This is a genomic window from Bifidobacterium sp. W8112 (genome assembly GCF_016101425.1).
Taxonomy (GTDB): Bacteria; Actinomycetota; Actinomycetes; order Actinomycetales; family Bifidobacteriaceae; genus Bombiscardovia; species Bombiscardovia apousia.
Map to the genome: position 1 here is coordinate 538,323 of NZ_JACFQN010000001.1, position 23,620 is coordinate 561,942.

General features: G+C 60.0%; 22 protein-coding genes and 1 tRNA gene. 12 read left to right on the forward strand and 11 right to left on the reverse strand.

The genetic code is table 11. The annotated features are described in order from the left end of the window. Positions 1 to 94: 94 nt before the first annotated feature. The 5 genes from H3T92_RS02205 to H3T92_RS02225 all read left to right on the forward strand — a co-directional run bounded on the left by H3T92_RS02205 (position 95) and on the right by H3T92_RS02225 (position 6,310). A complete protein-coding gene (locus H3T92_RS02205) occupies positions 95 to 1,297 on the forward strand; it encodes an AAA family ATPase (RefSeq protein ID WP_144085086.1) in 1,203 nt (400 codons plus the stop codon). Beyond that, positions 1,290 to 1,871 carry a hypothetical protein gene (locus H3T92_RS02210; RefSeq protein WP_144085085.1) on the forward strand — a complete coding sequence of 194 codons (582 nt, stop codon included), beginning with the start codon at positions 1,290 to 1,292 and terminating at the stop codon, positions 1,869 to 1,871. The genes H3T92_RS02205 and H3T92_RS02210 overlap by 8 nt, the downstream gene beginning before the upstream one ends. A 128-nt stretch (positions 1,872 to 1,999) precedes the next feature. Beyond that, positions 2,000 to 4,039, forward strand: a complete 2,040-nt coding sequence (locus tag H3T92_RS02215; RefSeq protein ID WP_144085084.1) for a DUF4037 domain-containing protein — start codon at positions 2,000 to 2,002, stop codon at positions 4,037 to 4,039. A gap of 12 nt (positions 4,040 to 4,051) precedes the next feature. Continuing rightward, positions 4,052 to 4,744, forward strand: a complete 693-nt coding sequence (locus H3T92_RS02220) for a DUF4125 family protein (protein ID WP_144085083.1) — start codon at positions 4,052 to 4,054, stop codon at positions 4,742 to 4,744. A gap of 9 nt (positions 4,745 to 4,753) precedes the next feature. Then, positions 4,754 to 6,310 carry an acyl-CoA thioester hydrolase/BAAT C-terminal domain-containing protein gene (locus H3T92_RS02225; RefSeq protein WP_260804367.1) on the forward strand — a complete coding sequence of 519 codons (1,557 nt, stop codon included), beginning with the start codon at positions 4,754 to 4,756 and terminating at the stop codon, positions 6,308 to 6,310. On the opposite strand, the gene H3T92_RS02230 is transcribed toward H3T92_RS02225, so the two are convergent. Both H3T92_RS02230 and H3T92_RS02235 read right to left on the reverse strand, forming a co-directional pair. Then, a complete protein-coding gene (locus tag H3T92_RS02230; RefSeq protein ID WP_144085082.1) occupies positions 6,260 to 6,520 on the reverse strand; it encodes a hypothetical protein in 261 nt (86 codons plus the stop codon). The genes H3T92_RS02225 and H3T92_RS02230 overlap by 51 nt on opposite strands. Before the next feature lie 139 nt (positions 6,521 to 6,659). Then, a complete protein-coding gene (locus H3T92_RS02235; protein ID WP_198189322.1) occupies positions 6,660 to 8,564 on the reverse strand; it encodes a PspC domain-containing protein in 1,905 nt (634 codons plus the stop codon). A gap of 113 nt (positions 8,565 to 8,677) precedes the next feature. Between H3T92_RS02235 and H3T92_RS02240 the strand changes: the two genes are divergently transcribed. Beyond that, positions 8,678 to 9,991: an ATP-binding protein gene (locus H3T92_RS02240; protein ID WP_232350333.1), complete on the forward strand. Its 1,314-nt coding sequence runs from the start codon at positions 8,678 to 8,680 to the stop codon at positions 9,989 to 9,991. A 99-nt stretch (positions 9,992 to 10,090) separates the two neighbouring features. Then, on the forward strand, positions 10,091 to 10,792 hold the full coding sequence (locus tag H3T92_RS02245; protein WP_198189324.1) for a LuxR C-terminal-related transcriptional regulator: 702 nt from the start codon (positions 10,091 to 10,093) through the stop codon (positions 10,790 to 10,792). 8 nt (positions 10,793 to 10,800) lie between these two features. Here the strand turns inward: H3T92_RS02245 and H3T92_RS02250 are convergent, their stop codons facing one another. Further along, positions 10,801 to 11,520 carry a hypothetical protein gene (locus H3T92_RS02250; protein ID WP_198189325.1) on the reverse strand — a complete coding sequence of 240 codons (720 nt, stop codon included), beginning with the start codon at positions 11,518 to 11,520 and terminating at the stop codon, positions 10,801 to 10,803. 172 nt (positions 11,521 to 11,692) lie between these two features. Here H3T92_RS02250 and H3T92_RS02255 point away from each other — a divergent pair, with 172 nt between their 5' ends. Continuing rightward, on the forward strand, positions 11,693 to 12,304 hold the full coding sequence (locus H3T92_RS02255) for a Type 1 glutamine amidotransferase-like domain-containing protein (RefSeq protein ID WP_198189326.1): 612 nt from the start codon (positions 11,693 to 11,695) through the stop codon (positions 12,302 to 12,304). A 10-nt stretch (positions 12,305 to 12,314) separates the two neighbouring features. Here the strand turns inward: H3T92_RS02255 and H3T92_RS02260 are convergent, their stop codons facing one another. From H3T92_RS02260 to H3T92_RS02290, 7 genes are all read right to left on the reverse strand, one after another. Then, positions 12,315 to 13,874: a ClC family H(+)/Cl(-) exchange transporter gene (locus H3T92_RS02260; RefSeq protein ID WP_232341880.1), complete on the reverse strand. Its 1,560-nt coding sequence runs from the start codon at positions 13,872 to 13,874 to the stop codon at positions 12,315 to 12,317. A gap of 127 nt (positions 13,875 to 14,001) precedes the next feature. Continuing rightward, on the reverse strand, positions 14,002 to 14,601 hold the full coding sequence (locus tag H3T92_RS02265) for a YbaK/EbsC family protein (RefSeq protein ID WP_198189328.1): 600 nt from the start codon (positions 14,599 to 14,601) through the stop codon (positions 14,002 to 14,004). Positions 14,602 to 14,611: 10 nt separating this feature from the next. Then, positions 14,612 to 15,109 carry a hypothetical protein gene (locus H3T92_RS02270; protein ID WP_045924785.1) on the reverse strand — a complete coding sequence of 166 codons (498 nt, stop codon included), beginning with the start codon at positions 15,107 to 15,109 and terminating at the stop codon, positions 14,612 to 14,614. A gap of 189 nt (positions 15,110 to 15,298) precedes the next feature. Next, positions 15,299 to 15,383: transfer RNA gene (locus tag H3T92_RS02275), tRNA-Ser, on the reverse strand. Between the two features lie 93 nt (positions 15,384 to 15,476). Further along, complete coding sequence (gene serS / locus H3T92_RS02280; protein ID WP_198189329.1) at positions 15,477 to 16,763, reverse strand: serine--tRNA ligase; 1,287 nt, start codon at positions 16,761 to 16,763, stop codon at positions 15,477 to 15,479. Between the two features lie 143 nt (positions 16,764 to 16,906). After that, positions 16,907 to 17,782: an L-serine ammonia-lyase, iron-sulfur-dependent, subunit alpha gene (sdaAA, locus tag H3T92_RS02285; protein ID WP_101432753.1), complete on the reverse strand. Its 876-nt coding sequence runs from the start codon at positions 17,780 to 17,782 to the stop codon at positions 16,907 to 16,909. Between the two features lie 12 nt (positions 17,783 to 17,794). After that, the gene (locus H3T92_RS02290) at positions 17,795 to 18,472 is read right to left on the reverse strand and encodes a serine dehydratase beta chain (protein WP_198189330.1); all 678 of its coding nucleotides are present in this window, start codon (positions 18,470 to 18,472) and stop codon (positions 17,795 to 17,797) included. A 221-nt stretch (positions 18,473 to 18,693) separates the two neighbouring features. On the opposite strand from H3T92_RS02290, the gene H3T92_RS02295 reads away from it, so the two are divergent. The 4 genes from H3T92_RS02295 to rpiA all read left to right on the forward strand — a co-directional run bounded on the left by H3T92_RS02295 (position 18,694) and on the right by rpiA (position 23,434). Beyond that, a complete protein-coding gene (locus H3T92_RS02295) occupies positions 18,694 to 19,788 on the forward strand; it encodes a diacylglycerol/lipid kinase family protein (protein ID WP_101432755.1) in 1,095 nt (364 codons plus the stop codon). 62 nt (positions 19,789 to 19,850) lie between these two features. Next, the gene (gene pgm / locus H3T92_RS02300; RefSeq protein WP_198189331.1) at positions 19,851 to 21,524 is read left to right on the forward strand and encodes a phosphoglucomutase (alpha-D-glucose-1,6-bisphosphate-dependent); all 1,674 of its coding nucleotides are present in this window, start codon (positions 19,851 to 19,853) and stop codon (positions 21,522 to 21,524) included. A 60-nt stretch (positions 21,525 to 21,584) separates the two neighbouring features. After that, a complete protein-coding gene (locus H3T92_RS02305) occupies positions 21,585 to 22,628 on the forward strand; it encodes a ribonuclease H family protein (protein ID WP_198189332.1) in 1,044 nt (347 codons plus the stop codon). 107 nt (positions 22,629 to 22,735) lie between these two features. Next, entirely contained in the window at positions 22,736 to 23,434 is a 699-nt protein-coding gene (rpiA, locus tag H3T92_RS02310; protein ID WP_144085067.1) for a ribose-5-phosphate isomerase RpiA, read from the forward strand. An 85-nt stretch (positions 23,435 to 23,519) separates the two neighbouring features. On the opposite strand, the gene H3T92_RS02315 is transcribed toward rpiA, so the two are convergent. Next, entirely contained in the window at positions 23,520 to 23,609 is a 90-nt protein-coding gene (locus H3T92_RS02315; protein WP_004268639.1) for a 30S ribosomal protein bS22, read from the reverse strand. Positions 23,610 to 23,620: the final 11 nt, after the last annotated feature.

The window sequence follows — 23,620 nt, forward strand, 5'->3', positions numbered from 1 at the left end:
GCTGCATCAATAATTGAGATTCCTCGGAACGGAGCGACAGATCATCAGCATTCAGATGTAGTATATAAACAAATATTCTGTTCAAAGGAGCATAATGCGGATCTTAGCCTTTGACCTTAAAGGACTTCGCTTATACGACAAGGGCGCACTACGCATGATCCTGTTCGCCGAAGATAGGATTACCGATGGCAGCTTCACCCATCGCCTTCAGAGCACCACCTCACCGCTTGGCATCGTCACAGCCATTGGCATCTCCGGTATCAATGCCTCCGGCAAAACCACTGATCTACGCCTGCTTTCTCTAATCATCAACATTGCCAGAGGCGCTTCATTGGGAACTCAACGCTCCACCATCGATCCGCTGATGGACATTCTTGAGCCCACGATTACAGCACGCATTATCTTCGAAGAAAACGGCGAGGCTTGGCTGCTCAATGCCACACTCCGTCGCGCCGACAAGGACGAGGCCACCGCCGACTCCCCCTTAGTTTTCGAAAAGGAACGGCTTTGCCAGTATGCAGGCAGAAGTCTGAGCAAGATTCGTTTGAAAAGAACCATAGATGGCGACGAAGAATCCTGGTGGACTGTAGCGACTCGAGGAATGAATAAGTCGGGCGACGAAAAGGAGCTGGCCGAGGATGTCAAGAGATTTTTGCCCCCCGATCGCTCTCTAACGACGGGGATTCTGCGCACCAAGGAGACCGTGGTCACCCTCTGTCTGCAAAATCCGCTGCAAATGTCCATTCCTGTCACTCCCCCATCGCAAGTGGTACGTCTATTCGATCCGACCATCGAACACTTGGAAGTAAGCGATCACCAGTTCCATATCAAGTTCCGCAATGAAAAGGTTGAGCGCGACTGTGATCCCTCGCAAGCTATGGCCATGATATCGGCGGGAACATTCCGCGGAACCTCCTTGGCACAACATGCTATCGAAACACTTGCGCAAGGAGGCTACTTACTATTCGACGAAATCGAAAACAGCATAAACAAGCAGTTGGTCTTCGCTATCATCGACTTGTTCTCCTCTCCTGCTACTAACCCGCATGGGGCGGTACTCGTTTTTTCTACGCACTATCCAGAACTGCTGGACCATTTCACCAGAAAGGACAACATTTGGTTCGCTGTCAGGCATGAGAACGCTGGATTCCAACTGATCCGGTATAACAAGCTGGTCACCCGCGGTGAACTGAAGAAGAGCGTCCAGTTCATGTCGGGTGCCCTGCAAGGAACCGCGCCCTCAGCCGCTTCCATCAGCGCCTTGCGGAGCTACGTCAAGGAAACGGTTCATGGATAGTCAAGCGATTTATAATGAACCTACCTTGGTTATCTGCGAAGGGTCTGCCGAAAGCGTCATCTTTGAACTCCTACTGACAGCAGGAAAACTGATCATCCCTAAAGATTCCCTTATTGAAGATCCGCAGACTGGTCGGTTTTATACCCGCTGCCGTAAAGATAGGGAAATCGAGGAACGGTTCCTTTCCGTGACCTATGGTTCTTCGTGCGTGAATATCGTCCGTATTATTGACTCGCCAAATGAACGCTTTCACTTGTCGCCTTTGTACCAGTCTAAAGCCCGTGTACTTACACTGACTACTCGTCCTGAGATCGAGATCCTGGCCATCATCAAAGAGGGGGCCTATAGGGACTGGACGCACGTCAATAACATGAAACCCAGCGAATTCTGCAAGGAGAAACTGGGGCTGCACAAGATCAAGCAGTATGCTTTCTTGCACCAATATTGGAATGACGCGGATGAGCTCTGTCGTGTCATCGAGTTGTATCGAAGAAACCATCACTTCCAAAATCATGAGCGCTGTTTGGCCGAGCTCCTCGTTACCCATTCAGGCAACTGCACCGGGCAGGTGTGACCTAGGCGACATAGCCGACTGAAGTCCATCAAAGACCATCAGTCTAGACTGATAGATAGAAGCGACCAGGGCGCTAGGGCTCCATGAGGAACCCGCACCTACAGATACCCTGACAGCAAGGGAGCCAAATGAGCCAGGACCAGACACCTATCCCAGACAGCAAGCGGGAAGAGCCTCAACAGTCCTACCTGCAACCGGACGGCAGCTTCGACACCCAAGCCTTCCTGGACGGACTGGATGCCATCTTCAGTGCGGGCAAGGCTCGCGACGAAGCTGAACCCTACCTGCAGCAGGCGCTGGTGGATGCGGAGAATGCGGGCAATGATGCCGGACTGCTGACCGTGCTGAACGAAATCATGGGCTTCTACCGGTCCCAGGGCCGCCACCAGGAGAACATGTGGATGATCCAGCGCGCCATCGAACTGGCCACACGCATGCGTATTGAGGGGTCCGAGGCCTGGACGACCACCCTGATTAATGCAGCCACAGGTCTGCGGGCAGCCAAGAAGTACGACCAGGCCGAAGACCTCTACCGGCAGGCGCTTGCCTCCGCAGCCAAGACCCTTGGGTCCAAGGATCGGCGCCTGGCGGCCCTGCACAACAACCTGTCCATGCTCTACAGCGAAACCGACCGACCCGACCAGGCCGAGCAGGAGCTGCGCCAAGCCATGGGCATCCTGGAGAATTCCAGCACTGACCCTTCCCAGGATCAGGATCTGGCCACCACCCACACCAATCTGGCCCTTCTGCTCATGCAGCGCAGCGACAGTCCGCAGGCTCTGCAAGAGGCCTGGGACCAGGCTCGCACAGCTCTGGATATTTATCGAACCGGCCACCTGGAAAACAGCGCACACTATGCCTCAGCCTTGGCCGGCTTTGCTCAAGTCTGTTATATGACCGGTCGCTTCAGTCAATCGGCAGACACCTATCGCAAGGCCTTGGCCATCATTGAGGATCGATACGGTAAGGGCAGCGACTACTACCAGATCACCAAGGCCAATCTGGGCCAGGCCCAGGCCGCTGCTGATAAAAACGGGGACAAGGACCAATCCGACCAGGCTAAGCAGGCAGCACCCAGCCAGCCAAAGACCGGTTCAAACCGGCATCCGGCCAGGAATCAGAACAATGACAACAATCAGCATGATTCCCGCACGGATATTCAAGGACTGGACCTGGCCAAGACTTACTGGGAGCAGGTGGGCCGTCCCATGCTGGAGGAACGCTACCCCCAATATCGCGGCCGGATCGCCGTAGGCCTGATGGGCCATGGATCGGACTGCTACGGCTTTGACGACGCCATCTCCCGGGATCATGATTTCGGCCCCGGCTTCTGCCTGTGGCTGACCAGCGAGGATTACCAGACCATCGGCGACCAGCTGCAGAAGGACTATGAGGCCCTGCCCACCGAATTCATGGGGTTCGGCTCACGAACCGACAGCGTCAGAGCTAAGGGGGCTAACCGACGTGTAGGCGTCTTTGAGATCGGCGCCTTCTTCGAATCCCTGACCGGCTACCGGCAGGCGCCCCCGGAAGATCACCCCCACGAGTGGCTGCTCCTGGACGAGGCCACACTGGCGGCGGCCACCAACGGCAGGATTTTCGCCGATCCTCTGGGACAGATGCTGGCCACCCGGCAAGGGTTCAAGGCCATGCCCGACGATGTGCGCTTCTGCCTGATCTCCCGTCGGCTGGGCATGATCGCCCAGGCGGGCCAATACAATCTGCCGCGGAGTCTGCAGCGGGGCGACGAGGCTGCAGCCATGCTGTCAATCAACGAGTTCATCAAAGCCTGCGCCTCCCTGATCTTCCTGATCAACAATCCGCTGACCGTCGGTTACCTGCCCTATTACAAGTGGACCTTCGCGGCCCTGCGGCGGCTGAGCGGACGAGTGGCCACCAGGCTGGCCGACCTGACCGAGCAGCTGGAGGACATCCTGCGCCTGGCATCGGCTGCCTGTTACGGGGGGCAAGGCTTTGGCGAAGGCGGCAAGGGGGCCCGGCCGGCCGCCGAACGCGTCACCGAGCTTGTGGAGTCCATCTGCGCAAGAATCGTGGAAGAGTTGCAGGCGGAGGGCCTGACCAACAGCCCCGAAACCTTCCTGGAATGGCAGCGCCCCTATGTCGAAGCGCACATTTCCAGTGACGACACGGTTCTGCACAGCATCTGAAAGGAGCCAAGGATGGCAAACGACGAGCAATGCCAGAATGAGGAATCCCTGCGCGAGCGGATCGTCCGCCACGAATGGGAACAGTTCCAACAGGTCAACAATGAGGGCGGTCCGGCCAACTGTCAGGGCAACTGGCCCATGTTCCACCAGATGCGCCTGAGCCAGTTCCTGACCTGGCCGCATCCCCTGCTGACCAGCTATGCGGACGACCTGGATCAGGCCGACAAACAAGGGCGCAACCTGTTGACCGAGAAGTATGGGCGGATGATGGAGTCCACAGCCCCAGACCAGTACCACAGCAGCATCGCCCCCTACCTGCCCCGGCTGGGCCTGGACCGACAGGGGCAGCAGGAACGCATCATCGACAGGCAGGTGGCCTGGGCCAAGGACTTTCGCGAGCGCTACCCCCGTCTAGGTCAGGAGATGCGAGTCCTGCGCACCAGTGAAGACACTCCGGAAGCCACCTCTTTCGAGACCTATCTGCGTGGCGAACTAGGCACCTATTCGGCCCGGACCCTGGATCTTTACCAGTCCATGGTGGACCAGATCGAGGCCCGTGGCGGCAACCTGACCGAGGAAACCATCCTGGCCACAGTGCAAATGAACGGCTTCGAGACCCTGGACGAAGCCGAACAGGCCCAGGACCGACCTCCTGAACCACAATCAGGAGCTTCAATCTCTTCAACTTGTCGAACGGTCAGGTAAAGTTGACGGGTGCAAAAGCTGAAACGGGCGGGCTTCACTGCCGCCTCCTTCGTGGTCATCCTGCTGGTCATGCTCCTTTTGGGCCAAGCCATGACACCCGACTGGCAGGTGGAACCCTATCGAGACCACATCAAGGTTCCGACCCGGTCCACAGCTATCGCCTCGCGCCTTGGAGCTACCACCCCTGAAGGTACTTATAAGGTCAAAGAACGGAAAATCAGCATTGCTCTGGATGGCGGAGTCCGCATCCAGGCCATCGTCAGACAGCCGCGCGATCGAGAGGGCACGGGGCCAGCCTGCTTGTTCATCCACGGCGCCGGAACCGGCAAATCCTCAGAAGTGTATGGCGATCTGGCCTCAGCCATGGCCTCGGCCGGCATCACCACCCTGGTGCCTGACAAGCGTTTGGATAACTACACCACCTTCCACCGCGACTATCATTCCTTAGCCGCCGACTACCAGCGATCGCTTGACCAACTACGCTCCTGGCCGGGTGTGGATCCAACCAAGGTAGGCCTGTACGCCGAGTCCGAGGGCACCTGGATATCGTCCATCATGACCGCCAAGGACTCCAGTATCGCCTTTTCCATCCTGACTTCGCCCCCCGTCTACCCGGGACGGCGGCAGATGGCCATGGCGGCTACCAACTACTTGGATCTGATTGGCGCGCCCAAGGGAATCCGCACTGTGATACCCCGGTTCATTAGCATGGACCTGTCCCTGCTGGGCCTGGAGTACGCCGACTTCCCCTCCCTGCCTTATCTGGACCAGCTGCGGATGCCCGTCATGATCAACTTCGGCACCATGGATATCTCCATGCCAATCGAGCAGGGTGCACGCGAAATCATCCGCAGAACTCATGCAAGCGGCAATGACAATGTGACCCTGCGCTACTACCCCACCAACCATCAGATTCGCACCGGCAGTCGGCTGGCCAAGGCCGGGTTGCCCTTGGAACCCCGGTATACTCATAATCTGGAAGACTGGATCAACGCTGTAGCCTTGGGCACCCAGGCCGATCAATGGTCCACTCCCATGATCGCCGGCAGCCAGCCCCACCAGCTCAATCAAGTACCTGATCGTACTGATTCCGGATTGATTTCCTCGCTGACCGCCCTGCTGACCTTGATGGCCAGTGGCCCCGTTCTGCTGGTTGCTGCCCTCATAACTGCCCTGATAGGAGCCTTGAACTCACATCTGCGGGCTCGAGGCAATGTCAGACAACGGTCCGGCTTCAGCAAAGGTCTGGCCGGACGGCTTTGGGCACTGGGACTGTTGGCCGCAGGACTGATAACGGCCCTGCTGGCCTATGCCTTCACTGTGGTCCGCCAAGCCTTCGGCCTGGTCCATCTGTCCTCGATGATGACATTCTCCTGGTTCCTACTATCAGGTCTCTGCCTGATGTTCATCCTGCTCTTGGCGAGCACCCTGACCTCCATCTTCAGCCGGCCTGACGGCAAACCAGCTGTAGTTGGCGCTGGCCACTGGCTGACCCTGACCCTAACCCTGTTGGGGTCACTGGCCATCCTTGGCAGCCTGATCTTCTGGAATATCTTGGTCTTTTGAGTCATGACGAACGCGCTTTGTTGATGCCAGCCAAGTTGATATAGCAGCGACAATCAGCACCAAGCCCAGGCCAGCAAAAATCAATGGAATAATCCGCTGCCAGGGTATGACTAGGGTCAGATCCGTACCGTAACGCAGAAAGACCAATCCTAAAGCCAACATGGTCAGAGCCAAAAGTCCAACCAGGACGCCAAAAATGATGGTAGGCATGCTGGGGCCGCTAGGACGGACCGGCTCCGGCGGCTGCATCCGAACCTGGTATATCGGGGGTGCCTGTGATTCAACCGGCATGACCTTGGTGGTGCGCTCCTGACGATCGAGCGGATGGCCTCCTTCTGGTTGCTGCATATCAGTCATCTTCCTGATCCTCCCCAAACTGCCATGGATTGTAGCTATAATCCCAATATTCATTGATCGATCCGCTGTAGAGCTGCGCCCGCTTCGGCTGGGTGGCACTCCCCTGGGCTTGCACGGTGACCCGCGCACCGGCCATGAGATTGGCTTCGACGATCAATTCGGGATCGTCGGGCATATGCCACTGATCCTCCTTGGACGCTCGCAGGGCTTCCTCCCAATTGCGTCGTTCAGCTGATGGCGACGTATTGCCCCACCACATCCGGTTTCCCTGTTCCGTCTCGGTTATCCAGTCAGCTGCGCCTGATCCCAAGACCCTGTAGAGGTCGGTATGTTCCCTATAGGACAGACTGCATCCCTTAGGAATGAGCAGGCGAACGTCAGCATAGGCCACAGCCAGGCGGACGGTGCCCGTCGGGCAGCCTGAGACTGTACTCTCCGCATCATCCATAATCTGAACACGATGGGTGCCGTGTTTCTGCTCATAACCAGTCAGGTCAATGACGGCACTTCCCTGATCCTGCGGGTCTCCGACCAGCGCGATTCCGCGGCGGTAACGCCTCATGTCTGCACTGTCCGCCCCCAACAAGCGCCCATGGTTGTTGCCGTTAACTTGAACTGTGGCGTATTCGGCCAGGATCCTGCGGTTCTGGGTTTGCTCAATGCCTGGTATGGCCGAACCAGAAGCCAGCATCAGGACAACCAGGCAGGCCATCAGGGCAATGGGGGTCAGTCCTCCAGACCTGCGGCCCATCAAGCCCAGGATCAGTATGACCACGCCAAGTATCAGCGTAACGCCTCCAGCCCAGATCAGAGCGAAAGTCAAGGCCACATTCAATCCGCGATAGGGGTTCGTGGCCATCCACCAGACCCCTGCGCCGGAGACCAGGATCAGTCCTGACAGAAGACTGACCAGCGCAGGTCCGGCGGGACGACGCCGTATCCGGGGCGGAACCGACGGAGTCTTACGGGCTATTCCCGGCCCTGTCGAGAATGACCCGGCTGTGCCATAGTCCGTCCAGTCACTGAATCCATATGCCTGATTCATGTTCCCAGCAGGTTCTGCAGGGCCTTCTGCCCCCGTCCAACCTCCGGGAGCTGCACCAGCGACAGGATTCTCAAAGCCTTGCGTATTGTTCGAATCGCTGGCAGCGTTTGCCGAATCCGCTGTCTCAAAAATATGTCCGGAAGCAGTCGCATCCCCTTGTTGTTCCCGAGTTCCATACGAATCGGAATCCCCTGGCTGGTTCCTGTATCCTTCTGTGCTCGCATTGCCGTCTGTCTGCGTATTGCTTCGCGTCCCTGTGTAATCCTGGTACCCCTCATACCCCGAAAAGCTTGGGTAGTTAGGCTGATTCGGATACCATTGCGAGCCTGCACCACTCGGCCGGTCCGAATACTGCGGTCCCATCACCCAAGGATCGCCCGAAACCGGTCTGCCGGCATCCGGCCCAGTCCAGTACCCTCTTTGGTACTCCAGGGCCTTGTTGCGGCTCCACCGGATGAACAGATACAGGACCAGGGCACCGAAGGCCAGTGAAAAGATTCCGACTCCAGGAATCAGGATGGCCAGCAGCCAGTAAATGATGATGCCCACCATGGAAGCATGCCAAATCCCGTGGATCAGCTCCTGGGCGATAATCACCCCACGCCGGTCCGGCAGGACGAACCAGGCAAAGCCGTAGAAGGCGGCACCGGCACCGAAGAAAAAGACCGCCAGAATCATCAACGCTCTGACCAGGGTCACGCTCCAACCCAGGCGACGGGCCAAGGCTACGCAAACTCCGCCTACCCATCCTTGGTCACGGATCAGATAGGACTCCCTGCAGGCGCGGAAGAACCTGTCGAACTTCCACTGCCAGCCGTTATCGGGGCCATTGCCATTCATGTCGCTACTCATATCTTCATTACAACACCCTGCGAGTGCAAATCTCATGGGGGAACACCCTGATTCGACCCTGATTTCTTCCCCTTATTGCCCTATCGGTACGATCCGAAACCGATAATAGAGGCATGAACGCAGCCATGCAGGAAGAACAAACGTTGAGGGAACCACCTCCTCTGCACCCTGCGCGCATGCCCCTGATGAGGCCACACAAGGGCAGGATCCTGTGCGGAGTCTGCAAGGGCGTCAGCCTACACCTGGGCATTCCCGTCTTCTGGATCCGCCTGGTCATGGTGCTTATGGCCCCCAAATTGATCACCTGTGTAATCTACTGCTTTCTGTGGTTGACGCTCCCCCAGGGCGACCCCACCCAGGCAGTCCAACCGAATGACCCGAAGTCAGCCCCGCTGGCGCCCAGCATCCTCACTGAACAGCCAGATCAGAGGGAGGATCACAGCATCAGTCCCGGGCGGATAACCAGACTGCTGGCAGGCCTGGGCATCATCCTTCTGCTGACCACTGTCTTTCTGCTCAACAGCGGCATGCGCCCCGCTTTTGTCCTCCCCTGCCTGCTTTTCTGCGCCGGACTGGTCCTGGCCTGGCTGAGGCCGGAAAACCAAGGAACCGGCTACCACCTGCCAGCCCTGATCGGTAGCCTGGCCCTGATCCTGTCTGCTGCGGTGATCTTCTTGCTATCGACCCAGGAATGGCATTGGGCCCTGACCCTGATAGTCTTGGCCGGCCTGCTTCTTGTGGGCGTAACCGCAGTGGTTGTGCCCTGGGTCGGCTCGATCCTCAGCCAACTGGGCGACGAACGCGCCATGAAGGAACGCGAGGAGGAGCGAGCCGACATGGCAGCCCACCTGCACGATGGCGTCCTGCAGACCCTGGCACTGATCCAGTTGCATGCCGACGACCCGCATACCGTCTTCACCCTGGCTCGCTCCCAGGAGCGCGATCTGCGCAACTGGCTCTACCAGGAACGCACCCCCTCAGACCGGTCAGTCAGCACTGGACTGAGCCAGATAGCTGCACAGGTGGAAGACGATTCCGGCAAGCCGATCGAGGTTGTCACCGTAGGCGACGCCATGCCCTGCGCCCAGACCGATGCCCTGCTCAACGCAGCCCGACAGGCCCTGGTCAATGCCGTCACCCACGGCGGAGAACCCGTCTCCGTGTATTGCGAGGCCCGCAGGAATCAGGTTGAAGTCTACGTGCGCGACCACGGTTCGGGCTTCGATATGGATGCGATTCCAGCTGACCGTCTGGGAATCCGCGAGTCCATCATCGGTCGGATTCGTCGGCGTGGCGGCAGGGTCGAAATCGTCTCCCGTCCTGGTTGGGGCACCGAGGTCAGGATGCACATGCCGCTGTCCGAGGCCAGCCAGCAGCAGGAAGGCAAGGTTGATCAGACTGAAAAAGGGACTGAGGCCCAGCAATGATAGGATGCATGGTGAACCATTCATTCACAGACGCATGCCGGTCCGATCCCACCAACACTTGAGGACCCCGCGCCGGGAAAGGCGGGCTGAACCACGCCCATGACCACGACTGCAGCAGATCCCCATCAAGCCGAGGATGGGCCCGCAAGCATCCGCGTAGCCATCGTCGACGATCATGAGATGTTCCGCACCGGCGTCATCACCACCCTGCAGCCGCATTTTCACATCGTGGGTCAGGCGGCGGACGTGGAATCCTCCATCGTCATGGTCAAACAGACCCGTCCTGATGTCGTTTTGCTGGATGTGCACGTGCCCGGTGGCCAGGGCGGTGGAGGTGCCGAAATCTTAAGCCGCTCCCATCCACTCTCCCCCCGGTCGGTCTTTCTGGCTCTTTCCGTATCCGACTCGCCCAGGGACGTGGGTTCGGTCATCCGCGCCGGAGCCCGTGGTTACGTGACCAAGACCATCTCCGCCAAGGACCTGGTCTCCTCAATCCGCCAGGTGCACGAAGGATACGCTGTCTTCTCCCCCAAGCTGGCCGGATTCGTGCTCTCCGCCTTCCAGGAGGACGAGGCTGCAGATGCCGGCCCGGCAGAAGATGACGAACTGGATCGGCTCTCTGCGCGCGAGCAGGAGGTCATGCGCCTGATCGCCCGTGGTTACACTTACCGCGAGGTAGCCTCTGAGCTGTTCATCTCCATCAAGACGGTTGAGACCCACGTCTCCAACGTCCTGCGCAAGCTCCAGCTATCCAACCGAACCGAACTGACCCGCTGGGCCGCAGACCGCCGCATCGTCTGAAAGTCCGCTCAACAGGCGATACCGCGCTGACGAAGAAGCTGACGCAGACTGCTGATGTCATGGGCAACAATCCCCTCCATACCTAGTCGGTCAGCTATAGCCACATGCTCAGAATCCGTATCAACGAAGATCGTATGCCCGGGGCTGATGGCGAAGCGACGAAGGGCCAGACGATAGAAGAGCGGATCAGAAAGGTCCAGATGCTCCTGTGATGAAATCAGGACACCTTTCAGGGCAGAGAGCGGCGAAAGCACCTTGGATACCGACTCGATCAATTGACGGGTCGTTGCCGACAGGCCCCAAAGCGTCAACCCGGCTCGCCGCAGATTTCCCAGCAGCTCCGATGCTCCAGGAAGCAGGCCCTTCACTGCCAGGGTGTAGTTTTCCAGACAGACCCTAACCACCCAGGCGACCGCAGGCCCGTGAGTAGTTTCATAGTCGGCCAGTGCCTGCTGTGGGTCCACTCCCAGATTGATCTGTCTTCTGACGCAGGCGAAACCCCAAGGGTCCTCCGGGTCCAGCACCATATCGACCACCCCGTCAGGGTACTGCCCAACCAGGGCTCGGCGCGGGTTCCAATCCACCAAGGTCCCAGGCAGAGCGAAGAGAATGCTGCCGCCGGGAGCTACTGGATCGGGGCGGTCGTCGCTGAATTTATCCTCGCCTGGCAGGTCGTCCAATACGCCTTGGCCGGATCCCTGCTGGAACTCCTTATGCTGCCTTGCCATGCCCCCAGAATAAACATCCGGACCTACAGGGCCTGCGCCGGATTCCAGTCGACATGTAGTCAATCACTATGTGGAAGCCATTGCATGGATATATTGAGGCCAGCAATGGTCGGGTTTTATACTTTGCGACCTGCCCAGGGCGGAAGTCCCGCCTGGCATGAAAGGAGCCGTCATGCATCGACTGCTGCTCACATCCTCATTCTCTGCTACCGCTGAAAGGTTGCCCACCTTTCTGGAAAGCTCTCCTAAGAATCGTACTGTGGCTTTCATCCCCACGGCCAATCTTCCACAGCGTTCGGATAGTTATGTCCAGGAGGCTCGCCAAGCTTTTACCGACATGGGCTGCAGGATCGACGACCTGGAAGTCTCAACAGCCGATCCGGAGACCATACGTCGCAGCCTGGAGGAGGACGACCTGATCTACCTGTCCGGTGGCAACACCTTCTTCCTGCTGCAGGAGTTGCGTCGCTCAGGTGCTGCTGATCTGATCAGACAGCAGGTGGATCAGGGCAAACCTTACATCGGCGAATCGGCCGGCGCTGTGGTGACCGGTCCCGATATCGGCTTCCTGGATGCCATGGATCCACGCTCGGCCGCCCCGGATCTGGACTCCACCGCCGGTCTGGGTCTGGTGGACTTCCGTCTCCTCCCTCACCTTGATTCTGAGCACTTCGCCGAGGTGACCAGGAAAATTCTGGACCGCTACGGCGACGATGCGCCCATGGTGGCCATCAACAACAGCCAGGCCGTGGCAGTCCACGGGCAGTGCCTGACCATCCTTTAGAGAACGTCAGTCAGCGACAGAGGCTTTCCATGACCCGTCGGGCCTGATCCAGACGATCACCGGGACAGAGCAGGATGACACCGTCTCCGGCGAGCAACCTCAGATCACCAGCAGGAATCAGCCGATGCTCACCCCGGCGAAGACCGATTACGGCGCATCCGTGCGGCCAGGGAACCTGCCCAAGCAGACGACCAGCCGCCGGACTGCCATGCTCTATGGGGAACTCCACAGTGACCCTGTCAGGAACCTGAGCATCGGGAGCACGTCCTCGGCGATAACGCTCCAGCAGAGCCTCGTAAATAGGCTGGACACCCAGCAAATCGGACACCATCAAAGCCGTAAAAGCGCACAGGGCCACAGGGAGCATGTGGACCAGAGAGCCTGACATCTCCACCGTCAGCAGGATGGAGGTTATGGGGGCCTTGACCGAGGCCGTCAGAGTGCCCGCCATGGCGCAGACCGCACAGACTGGAATAATCCTGACAGGCATTCCCAAGGCGGCCGCACCCATCCCGCACAGGGACCCAGTCAGTGTGCCGACTGCCAGGATGGGCATGAAGATGCCCCCGGGGGCACCGCTGCCGAAGGAGGTAGCCGTAAAGAGCAACTTGACCAGAAGCAGAACCAACAGGTTGATGGCCACCGACCAAGCCACCTCACGAACACTTTCCGCCTTGCCAATCAGGTCCTCGCCGCCACCCAGGACAGCAGGCAGCAACAATCCGACCGGCAGAGCCAGGAAGAGGGAGATCACCGGTCCCAGCTTCGAGGGCAGGTGGCTGTAAAGGCTCTGCGCGCCCAGCAGCAGACGGTTCATGGCAGCTCCCACAAGGCCGGCCACCAGCCCAAGGGGGATCATCAGCAGATACTGGGCAATGGTCAACTGGGGCATAGCGGTAAAGTCCAGGACCGGGCGCAGGCCGAAGCGGTTTTTGGCGATGAAATCAGCACTCAGGCAGGCCATGGCTGCTGACAGAAGAATCATTGGTGAAAAGGACCGGTGGATCTCCTCCAGAGCAAAGACCATCCCCGACAGAGGCGCGTTGAAGGCTGCAGACAGACCGGCAGCCGCGCCCGAGGTCACCAGGCAGGTCTCCTCCACACGATCCCGACGCAATCCTCGGGAAACCAGCTGGGAACCGGCTGCGCCGATCTGCACCGAGGGTCCCTCGCGCCCCAGAGACAGGCCGAACATGCCGCAGGCCAGACCGCCTATAAATCGCACGCCCAGCACGGGCAGGGCAGGCATGCGCATGCCGTGGATGACCACGCCCTCCACCTGCGGGATGCCAGATCCGGAGGCCATGGGAACCCGGCCGACCATCCAAGCCAGGGCCAGGCCTACCAGCAGGGCGACCAGCAGCCAAGGAAGAATTATCAGGGGCCGGTCACGCATCTGTGCATAAGCCCATCGGGCGAACTGGGTGCCGTAGCCAATACCCTGGCGGTAGAGCACCACCAGCACTCCCACCAACAGTCCGCAACAGGCGGCCCTGAACGCTACCAGCCATCGGCTGGCACGACCCGGCCTGGTCGCCGGCACTGAGTCGGAAGGATGGGTCTGATCCATCTCATCTGCCGACGACCCTCTGTTAGACAGATTCAGCCTCACCGGCCTGCTCCTTCCCGCCTTCGCACACAACGGTTTCCAGCATCCCCCAAGGCAGAGACCAGAAGCAATGACCCAGTCGACGACTTCAACTCTCCGGCAGTATGAACACCCGGGATACCAGCTTCCGAGCAAGTTCCGGCAGGCAGGAGGCAGGCAAACAGACGGATACATCGTCGGAGCCCAGCGGCAGAGCGGTCTGTTGAACAGTTGCTGTCAAGTTGCCGTCCAGAACGACGGTGTCCACCTGGCCCTGATGATCCACCAGATCCAGCAGCGAGACCCGGCCCGGCACCGTATCCAGACACTGGCGCAGGGTGGCAGCCGAGGCCATGTGCAGCCTTCGGCATCCGACCACTTCCCGCACCTGGCGCAAATCAGGCCGCACTATGCCCTTGGCCACCAGGAGTATCAGCAGACCTCCCGCATCCTCCAGCAGCAGGGACTTGGAGAGGTTTTCTACAGAGAGCCCCAGCAGGTCAGCAATGCCCAACTCCATACCTTGGTCGATAGTATCCAAAGGCGGATGCTGAACGACACGCCAATTCGTCTTCAAACCGTCCAGAAGATCTCGCACAGTCGTAGGAACAATCCGGTTTCCCGCGTTCACTGGTCTCTTGCCCATACTGCTCAAAGCGCCAAGATCTGCTCTTGCAGCAGGTTCAGCGTTGTCATTGTCTAGGCTCATGAGCACCTTGTCAGTCGTTGGCCACCTCCGAGTCGGGCTTGAGCTCCTTCTCCTTCTGGCCTATCCGCTTTCTGTCTATGCGATAGTAAGCGTTGAAGAGACCGCCGGAGGTCAGCAGGAAGACGAGGAGAACCAGCAGCCATATGTTCTCTTCGGCATCGTATGTCTCAAGCAATTCATAAGAGGAGGAGATCATCTTCAGCCAACCTGCAACTGACACGAAGTACCAGGCAGTCGCCTGGTCAAGGAAGCTCAGCGCCCGTCGACGCTCTGACCGGGTTCTGGTAGCCTGACGGAGAATTTCGTGCCCGCGTTTGCGTTCCAAGTGGATCTTGACGATGGGGGCCAGCCACCACCAGGGCGAGACCTCATCCCAATTCTTGCTGAGCTGATCAAAGTCGTCCAGGAGCTCCTGATATTCCTGCAGCTCCATCAGCCCCTGGAAGAGTGGGAATGTGAAAAGCAACCAATCTCCGATCAGAGAGACAATGGCGATGAATTGATCCACGACCCGACCTTTCCCTTGCAGAGCCGGCACCCAAGGGTCGACCCGCGTGATTAAGCATGGCTACCGTCCTTTATTGTAAGCACCGGGCTCCAACTCACACCGCTGCGCAACCGCTGACCTCCGGACTGGAAACATACGCGTCAGCGAATACAAGAATGCCCCGGAATGAGCTCCGGGGCATCCACCAGGCGGACAGGGCGGGATTCGAACCCGCGGTGGCTTGCGCCACAACGGTTTTCAAGACCGTCTCTTTCGGCCGCTCAGACACCTGTCCATAAGACGTGCCGATCAGGCACGCCACTTATCATACGACATCAAGGTTGGTCCAACCACCAACGGAATGTCGACCAACCTCGGCAGAGGCGGTTCAGGCCTCCCAGGTCTTGGGCTCGATGATCTCCTTGCCGCCCACATAGGAGCGCATGGCCTCAGGGATGACGATGGAACCGTCGGCGTTCTGGTGGTTCTCCAGGATGGCGACCAGCCAGCGGGTGGTGGCCAGGGTCCCGTTCAGGGTGCTGACAGGACGCGTGGAGCCGTCCTCCAACCGCTCGCGTTCGTTGAGGCGGCGGGCCTGGTATTCGGTGCAGTTGGAGGTTGACGTCAGCTCACGGTAGCGACCCTGGGTGGGCACCCAGGCCTCGCAGTCGAACTTGCGCGCAGCCGAGGACCCCAGGTCCCCTGCGGCGGTGTCGATGATCCTGTAAGGCACGTCCACCTTGGCCAGCATCTCCTGCTCCATGGCCAACAGCTGCTGGTGCTGATCACGGGAGTCCTCCTGCTTGCAGTAGACGAACATCTCCACCTTGTCGAACTGGTGGACGCGGATGATGCCCATGGTGTCCTTGCCAGCAGAGCCAGCCTCCCGCCGGTAGCAGCTGGACCAGCCGCAGTAGCGCAACGGGCCTTGGCTCAGGTCCAGAATCTCGTCCTCGTGCATTCCAGCCAGAGAGACCTCGGAGGTGCCCACCAGATACTGATCGTCAGGCTCACGCAGACGGTAGATCTCGTCGGCATGGGCATTCAGGAAGCCGGTGCCGGCCATGACCTCGGGCCGGACCAAGGTGGGTGTAATGGTAGGAATGAATCCGTGCTCCATGGCCTGGTCCACGGCCATGGTCAGCATGGCGATCTCCAACCGGGCCACGTCACCGCGCAGGAAGTAGAAGCGGGAACCGGAAATCTTGACGCCCCTGCGCATGTCGATGCCAGCCACGCCCACGCCCAAGTCCAGGTGGTTCTTGGGCTCGAAGCCCTCTTTGGTGAAGTCGCGCGGGGTACCGACCTTCTTGACCACCACGTAGTCGTCCTCGCCGCCCTCGGGCGCCTCGGGCTCCACTACGTTGCTGAACTTCCACATGAGATCGGTGTACTTGGCATTGGCCTCGTCGGAGGCTGACTTGCAGGCATCCACCTTCTCGGACAGGCTCTTGGTCCGGGCCAGAAGGTCGGCTTTCTCATCAGGAGACGCCGAACCCATGCGCTTGCCGAGCGACTTCTGCTCGGCCCTGCAGCTCTCGTAATCCTGGAGTGCAGCCCTGCGCTCGCTGTCCGCCTTCAGCACTTCGTCGACGAGTTCGACCGATTCGCCGCGTTTGCGCTGTGATTCACGGACAACATCCGGATGTTCCTGAATGAACCTGATATCTAACATATCTGAATTGTATGACTTTCAAAGGACACGGAAACCGGCCCCGCACACCTCTTTCCGAGTCCCATGGCCTCTGCTGCAACCGGCCCGGCCGCGGCGGGAAGGCAGACGCGAACCAGCCGTCCCTTATACGCGTCTGCCACGCATCACTGGCCGAATACAGTCTTGCGGAACCGTTTGCCGGTGGGGGTGCCCGCCAGTCCGCCGATGCCGGTCTCTCTCAGTGATGAGGGCATGCTTTCGCCGATGGACTTCATGGCTGCGATGACCTCATCGGGCGGAATCCTGCTGACACCACCCGACAAGGCGATGTCAGCAGCGATCAAAGCGTTGGCGGTACCGATGGCGTTGCGATTGACGCAGGGCACCTCTACCAGTCCGGCCACGGGATCGCAGACCAGTCCCAGCAGATTGCTCATGGCTATGGCGAAGGCTTGGGCGCTGGCATCAGGATCGCCTCCTGCACCCTCAACCGCAGCAGCGGCAGCCATGCCGGATGCGCTGCCCACCTCGGCCTGGCAACCGCCTGTAGCTCCGGAAATCATCGCCTTGTTGGCCGTGACCAGTCCGAAAGCCCCTGCCGTGAACAGGCAGCGGATCAGCCCATCGTCATCCAGCCCCAGTCGGTTCTTGAGCACAGTGAGCACTCCGGGCAGTGTTCCCGAGGAACCGGCCGTAGGCGTCGCGCAGATGATGCCCATGGCCGCATTGACCTCATTGGTGGCCATGGCGGCCTCGACAGCCTGCAGCATGGCATCGCCGCTCAGGCTGGTTCGCTTCTTCCGGTAATGATCCAGCAGAGCGGCCTGTCCACCGCTCAGCCCGGTCTTGGAAAACACGCCATCGCCCTGGGACCCCCTAGCCACAGCAGCCTGCATGACCTGCAGGTTCTTGGCCATTCTTGCCCAGATCTGCTCGCGCGTCTGGTGCGAACGCCGCACCTCCTCCTCGATGGCCACTTCGGATATCGACGAGCCGCGCTCTTGAGCCATACTCACGAGTTCAGCGATCGAAGTGAACATGCGCCATGCCTCCTAGTCGATATAAATCATGCGGGACGAGTGACCGGCAATCTGCTGCTGCCGCTGCGTGGACAGCGGATTGTCCAAATCGAACTCGTACACTGCCGTGCCGGCCGGACCCGCGGGCTCATACCTGGTCTGCTTGGTCACGCCCTCTTCCCGGAGCAGATCACGTATGCGCTCCAACCGCCGACTGGAGCCCTTGTCGGATTCATCCAGTTCCACCAGCAGGATGGGCAAAAGCCCTGGAGGAGTGATCAGGCAGCCGTCCAAGTTGATACGCCGCACTTCAATGGTTCCGCCCCCGATGGAACAAGCCGCGTAGATCACCCGACCGGCTGGGCCCCGCAAGTCCAAGACGGCGGTGTTCGGGTGGTCGATGGGACTTGGTTCATCCTCCTCGTGGAAGGTCAAATCCATGCCCTGCCTGCGGGCGATGCCGATGGCATCGGGCACCCGGGAGTCATCAGGCGCAAAACCCAACAGGCCGCTGATGATGGCATAGTCGGTGCCGTGACCGCTGTGCGTGCGAGCGAAGGAATCATAATAATGAATGTCGGCACGACTCGGAACACCGCCGGCAAGGATGTGGCCAACCCGACCGATGGCCACGGCCCCAGCCGTGTGCGAGCTGGAGGGTCCGATCATGATGGGTCCTATGATGTCGAACACGCTCTTGTACTTATCCATGCCTGCCTCCTCTTCCCATACCCCCGGGCTTTCCCAGACTTCCAGCGCACGAAGCCGTTGCAGCTCCAGACCGAAGGGACCACATGGACCGAATGACATCATAACTTTCCGGTTTTCATAACTCAATCAACTGATACTGTCAGCGTGATTGCTGTAGAGGGTTCGTTCACGTCGGACACACCCAGAGGGATTCGGGTCGACACCGCGCGCACAATAGAATCATGCCAATTCCAGCGGTCGTCATCCTCGGCATCCTGGCTGTGGCGGCCATTGTCGTCACAGCAGTGGTGTTGATCATCCGCGCCCAAAGACGGCATAGGTTCGCCATGCAGATCCTGGCCCGGGATGACGACCAGCTCAGCTACGCTTTCGTCATCAACCCCTCCAAGCCCCAGGCCGCCGCTGCCCGCGAGCGCATCCAGCAATACTGCCGCGACAAGGGCATCCGCGAATTCAGCTTCATCGAAACCCAGCTGGATCGGGACGGAAAGGCCTGCGCCCGCATGGCACTGGAGCGTGGAGCCAACGTAGTCGTTGCCGTGGGCGGGGACGGGACCGTACGTACCGTAGCCAGCGCCATGGCATCCAGCGACCATGTCATGGGCATCATCCCTATAGGAACCGGGAATCTCTTCGCGAGGAACATGGGCATTCCCGTTGGCGATCTGGACGCCGCCCTGGCCGTGGCCACCTCGTACGGATCCACCCAGGTCGACGTGGGCCGCATGGCTCTGCTGGACCAGGATGATCAGGAACAAGGCCGTGGTCATGCCTTCCTGATTATCGCCGGCATCGGCTTCGACGCCCTGATGATTGATGACACCGACCCCAATCTGAAGAAGACGGTCAGCTGGCTGGCCTACTTCATCAGCGGCGCCAAACATCTGTTCGCACCCAAGTACACGGCCGACATCACCATTACCCGGCCCGACCAGGTCACACAGACCAACACCTCGGTGACCTTCCGCACCTTCATGGCCGGCAACTGTGGGGAGATCCCAGGATTCTCCCTGATGCCCGACGCCTCCTACGAGGACGGCATCCTGGACTTCGAGATCATCGACACCTCCGCTGGCCTGATCGGCTGGGCCAACCTCTTCGGAGACGTCATGCATCAGACCATCACCCGAAAGGCCAGCCAGAGCCCCCTGTCGACCAACTCCACCATCGTCCAGCTGCAGGGAACCAAGGCAGAAATCCGCCTGGAAAAGCCCGCCTTGGCTCAGGTGGACGGCGACATTCTGGGCGAGACCTGTCACCTGGCACTCAGTGTTGAGCACCGGGCTCTGAACGTGCGGGTCCCCCAGTCCGACTGAGACCGAAGGAGTCTGTTCCCCATCTGCATGCTTTCTCATGCCGGGGTGGCATGATGGGAGGCATGACAGCACAGAACGCGGGCAAGCCTGCCAGCCCGGAAGATCTGATCAACGTCGACGATCTGATCGGCAGGTACTACGATCTCATCCCCGACCCCTCCACGCCCTCCCAGCGGGTGTCCTTCGGCACCTCCGGGCATCGCGGCTCCGCCCTGACCACCTCTTTCAACGAGGCCCACATCGTGGCCATCAGCCAGGCCATAGCCGAACAGCGAGCCAAGGATGGAGTCACCGGACCGCTCTATCTGGGCCGCGATACCCACGCCCTCTCCCTGCCCGCCTGGAAGACCGCTATCGAGGTTCTGACAGCCAACGACGTACGAGTGCGCATTGACGCCAATGATGACTACACTCCTACCCCCACCATCTCTGAAGCCATCCTGACACACAACCGAGCGGCCGACGGCACCCAGCGCTTCTCCGGCAAGGACCTGGCCGATGGCATCGTGGTCACCCCCTCCCACAACCCGCCCACCGACGGCGGGTTCAAGTATGACCCGCCCACAGGCGGCCCGGCCCCGGCTGAAACCACCAATGCCATAGCGCAACGGGCCAACGAGCTCCTGGGCGACTACAGGCGGGTCAAGCGGATCCCCTTTGAAGATGCCATCAAATCCGACCTGGTGGAGCGCTTCGACTACCGGGAACATTACGTGGCCGACCTGGGCAATGTCATCGACTTCGACCTGATCAGATCCTCTGGGGTCCGCCTGGGCATTGATCCGCTAGGCGGGGCCTCGGTCAACTACTGGCCGCTGATCAACGAAAAGTACGGGCTGAACATCGGCGTCGTCAACCCCGAGGTGGATCCTACCTGGCGGTTCATGACCATCGACCACGACGGGAAGATCCGCATGGATCCCAGCTCCCCCTATGCCATGAAGGGCCTGGTGGATCGCCTGAATGCAGGGGCTTGGGACTCCTACGACCTGGTGGGCGGCACTGATCCGGATGCCGACAGACATGGCATTGTCTGCCCTGGAACCGGGGTCATGAATCCCAACCACTACATCGCCGTCTGCGTGGAATACCTCTTCTCCGGCAACCGTCCCGGATGGCCCCAGGGCGCCGGCATCGGCAAGACCCTGGTCTCCTCCTCCCTGATCGACCGTGTGGCTGCCTCCATAGGCGCCAGGCTGATCGAGGTGCCTGTGGGCTTCAAGTGGTTCGTCGACCCCCTCTTCAAGGGAGAGGTGGCCTTCGGCGGCGAGGAGAGCTCCGGGATGAGCTTCCTGCGTCGGGACGGCCGCGTCTGGACGACCGACAAGGACGGGCTGATCCCCGACCTCCTGGCTGCCGAGATCACAGCCAAGACCGGAAAGAACCCGGCCCAGCTCCACCAGGAGCAGGTGGAGCGCTTCGGCCAAAGCTGGTACAAGCGGGTGGACACCCCGACCACATTGGAGCAGAAGCAGAAGTTCGCCCAGTTGAACGGCGACGATGTGACGGCCTCCACCCTGGCCGGCGAGCCCATCACCGCCAAGCTGACCGAAGCCCCGGGCAACGGAGCCAAAATCGGAGGCATCAAGGTAACCACCCAGAACAACTGGTTCGCCGCCCGCCCCTCCGGCACCGAGAACATCTACAAGGTCTACGCCGAATCCTTCGTTTCCCCCGAGGCCCTGGACCAGGTTCTGGACGACGCCGACCAGGTGGTCGCCAAGGCCCTGGGCTGAGCTGCAGACAGGACCATCGCTGGCGCAGGGGTTCTCTATCTGTTTGTCTAGGCTGGAACCATGACCAATGACAAGAATCTGGTCGTCTCCACCGACGGCAGCGCACTGAGCAATCCCAACGGCCCCATGGGCTGGGCCTGGGCCGATCACGAGGGCGGCGATGCGGATGCAGGCGGCGCAAGCAACGGCACCAATCAGATTGGCGAGTTGTGCGCCGTCCTGCAGGCGCTCCGAGCCCACCCAGGCGAGCGCCCGCTGGTCATCGAAACTGACTCCCAATACGCCATCAACTGCTCCACCACCTGGGTGCCCGGGTGGAAGAAGAAGGGCTGGAAGAACTCCCAGGGTAAGCCGGTCAAGAACCGTCCTCTGATCGAGGCTATCGATCGGGAGATCCAGACACGGCCGGGATCAGTCAGGTTTGTCTGGGTCAAGGGCCACGCCGGTGACACCTTCAACGAGAAAGTGGACACGCTGGCCCGCGGCTATGCCACAGCTGCAGGCAAAGGCGATCGGGAAGGCTGTCTGCCCGTTGAGGGCTGGCGATCACTGCTGGCCTCCCCCTACGCCAAGGGCACGCAGGTGCCGTCCACAGTCAAGGAGGAGCTGGACGGAGGACCCCAGGTTCTGGACGATCTTGGCCACAAGAAGGTTCGCCTGGACCAGAAAGAGCAGAAGGACCTGGCCGAAACCGCCGTCGAATCCGAGGCCGTGGATGCCGAGCAAGCCGAGTCCGTAGCCGCAACATTCTCAGGGTCGCCGGCCGCAGCAGCAGATGAGCGGGACGACGTGCCGTCTAAAGCCATCAATGACACGCCCGCTTCTGACATAGCCGATGATCAAAAAGACAACCCCTCGCCGGCTTTCAACGATACTTCGGACACCGACACGGTTGATCAAGAGACCAAGAATTCTGGCGCTCGAGGGCTGAGAGCCAGCGGCCGGATCCGCATCACGCCTCCTCCGTCTGGCAGCAGCATGTTCACCGGACAGGACCTGCATATAGTCGGCAGCATTGATCTGGACGCCGCCATCGACCCTGACGGCTACGTGAACATCCAGGAGGCCCCATTCCGTCTGCATGCCATCGAAGTCAAGGATTGAGCTGTTCATGGACCGTCAAGGGCCATCGTCTACACTGGAGTGAACCTGAACGAACAAGACCCGCGGATATCAGCTGTTAAAAGCATGGCGGGCATGAAGGAGCGTCTATGGACAAGACCGAGCAGGACAGACTGAAGAAGGCCGCCGGCATCGAGGCAGCCAAGCTGGTCGAGAACGGCATGACCGCCGGGCTGGGCACCGGATCCACGGTTCGGTTCTTCGTGGATGAGCTTGGACGGCGCGTCAAGGAAGAGGGCCTGGAGTTCACCGGCGTGACCACCTCTCGGCGTACCAAGGAGCAGGCTGAAGGCTACGGAATCCGTATCGTCGACATCGACCAGGTGGACCACATCGACGTCACCATCGACGGCGCCGACGAGGTCGACAAGAACTTCAACGGCATCAAGGGCGGCGGCGCAGCCCTGCTCTGGGAGAAGATCGTAGCCACCAACTCTCGAAAGATCGTCTGGATCGTGGACGAGTCCAAGGTGGTCGACACCATCGGCCGCTTCCCCCTGCCAGTGGAGGTCATCCCCTTTGGCGAGCGCCATGTCCTGGACCGCTTCAAGGAGCGCGGCTATAACCCGGTCCTGCGGATGGACGGCCAGGGGCAGCCGGTTCTGACCGACGAGCACAACCACATCATCGACCTGCATCTGGAGCGGATCGAGCACCCGCAGGATCTGGCCCAGGACCTGATCACCACTGTGGGCGTCGTGGAACACGGTCTTTTCCTCAACATGGTTGACACAGTCATCGTGGGCGACCCCAATGGTCCCCGGGTCATGACCAACGCCAACAAGTGAGGACAGACGGATATACACGAAGCCCCCCGCGTCCAATCGATGCGGGGGGCTTCGTCGGCCCTAGCGGGCCATAAGCCATAAAGAGCTACTTGCGCTGGTGACGAGTCTTGCGCAGCAGTTTGCGGTGCTTCTTCTTGCTCATCCGCTTGCGGCGCTTCTTGATGACAGAACCCATCCGAGCCTCCG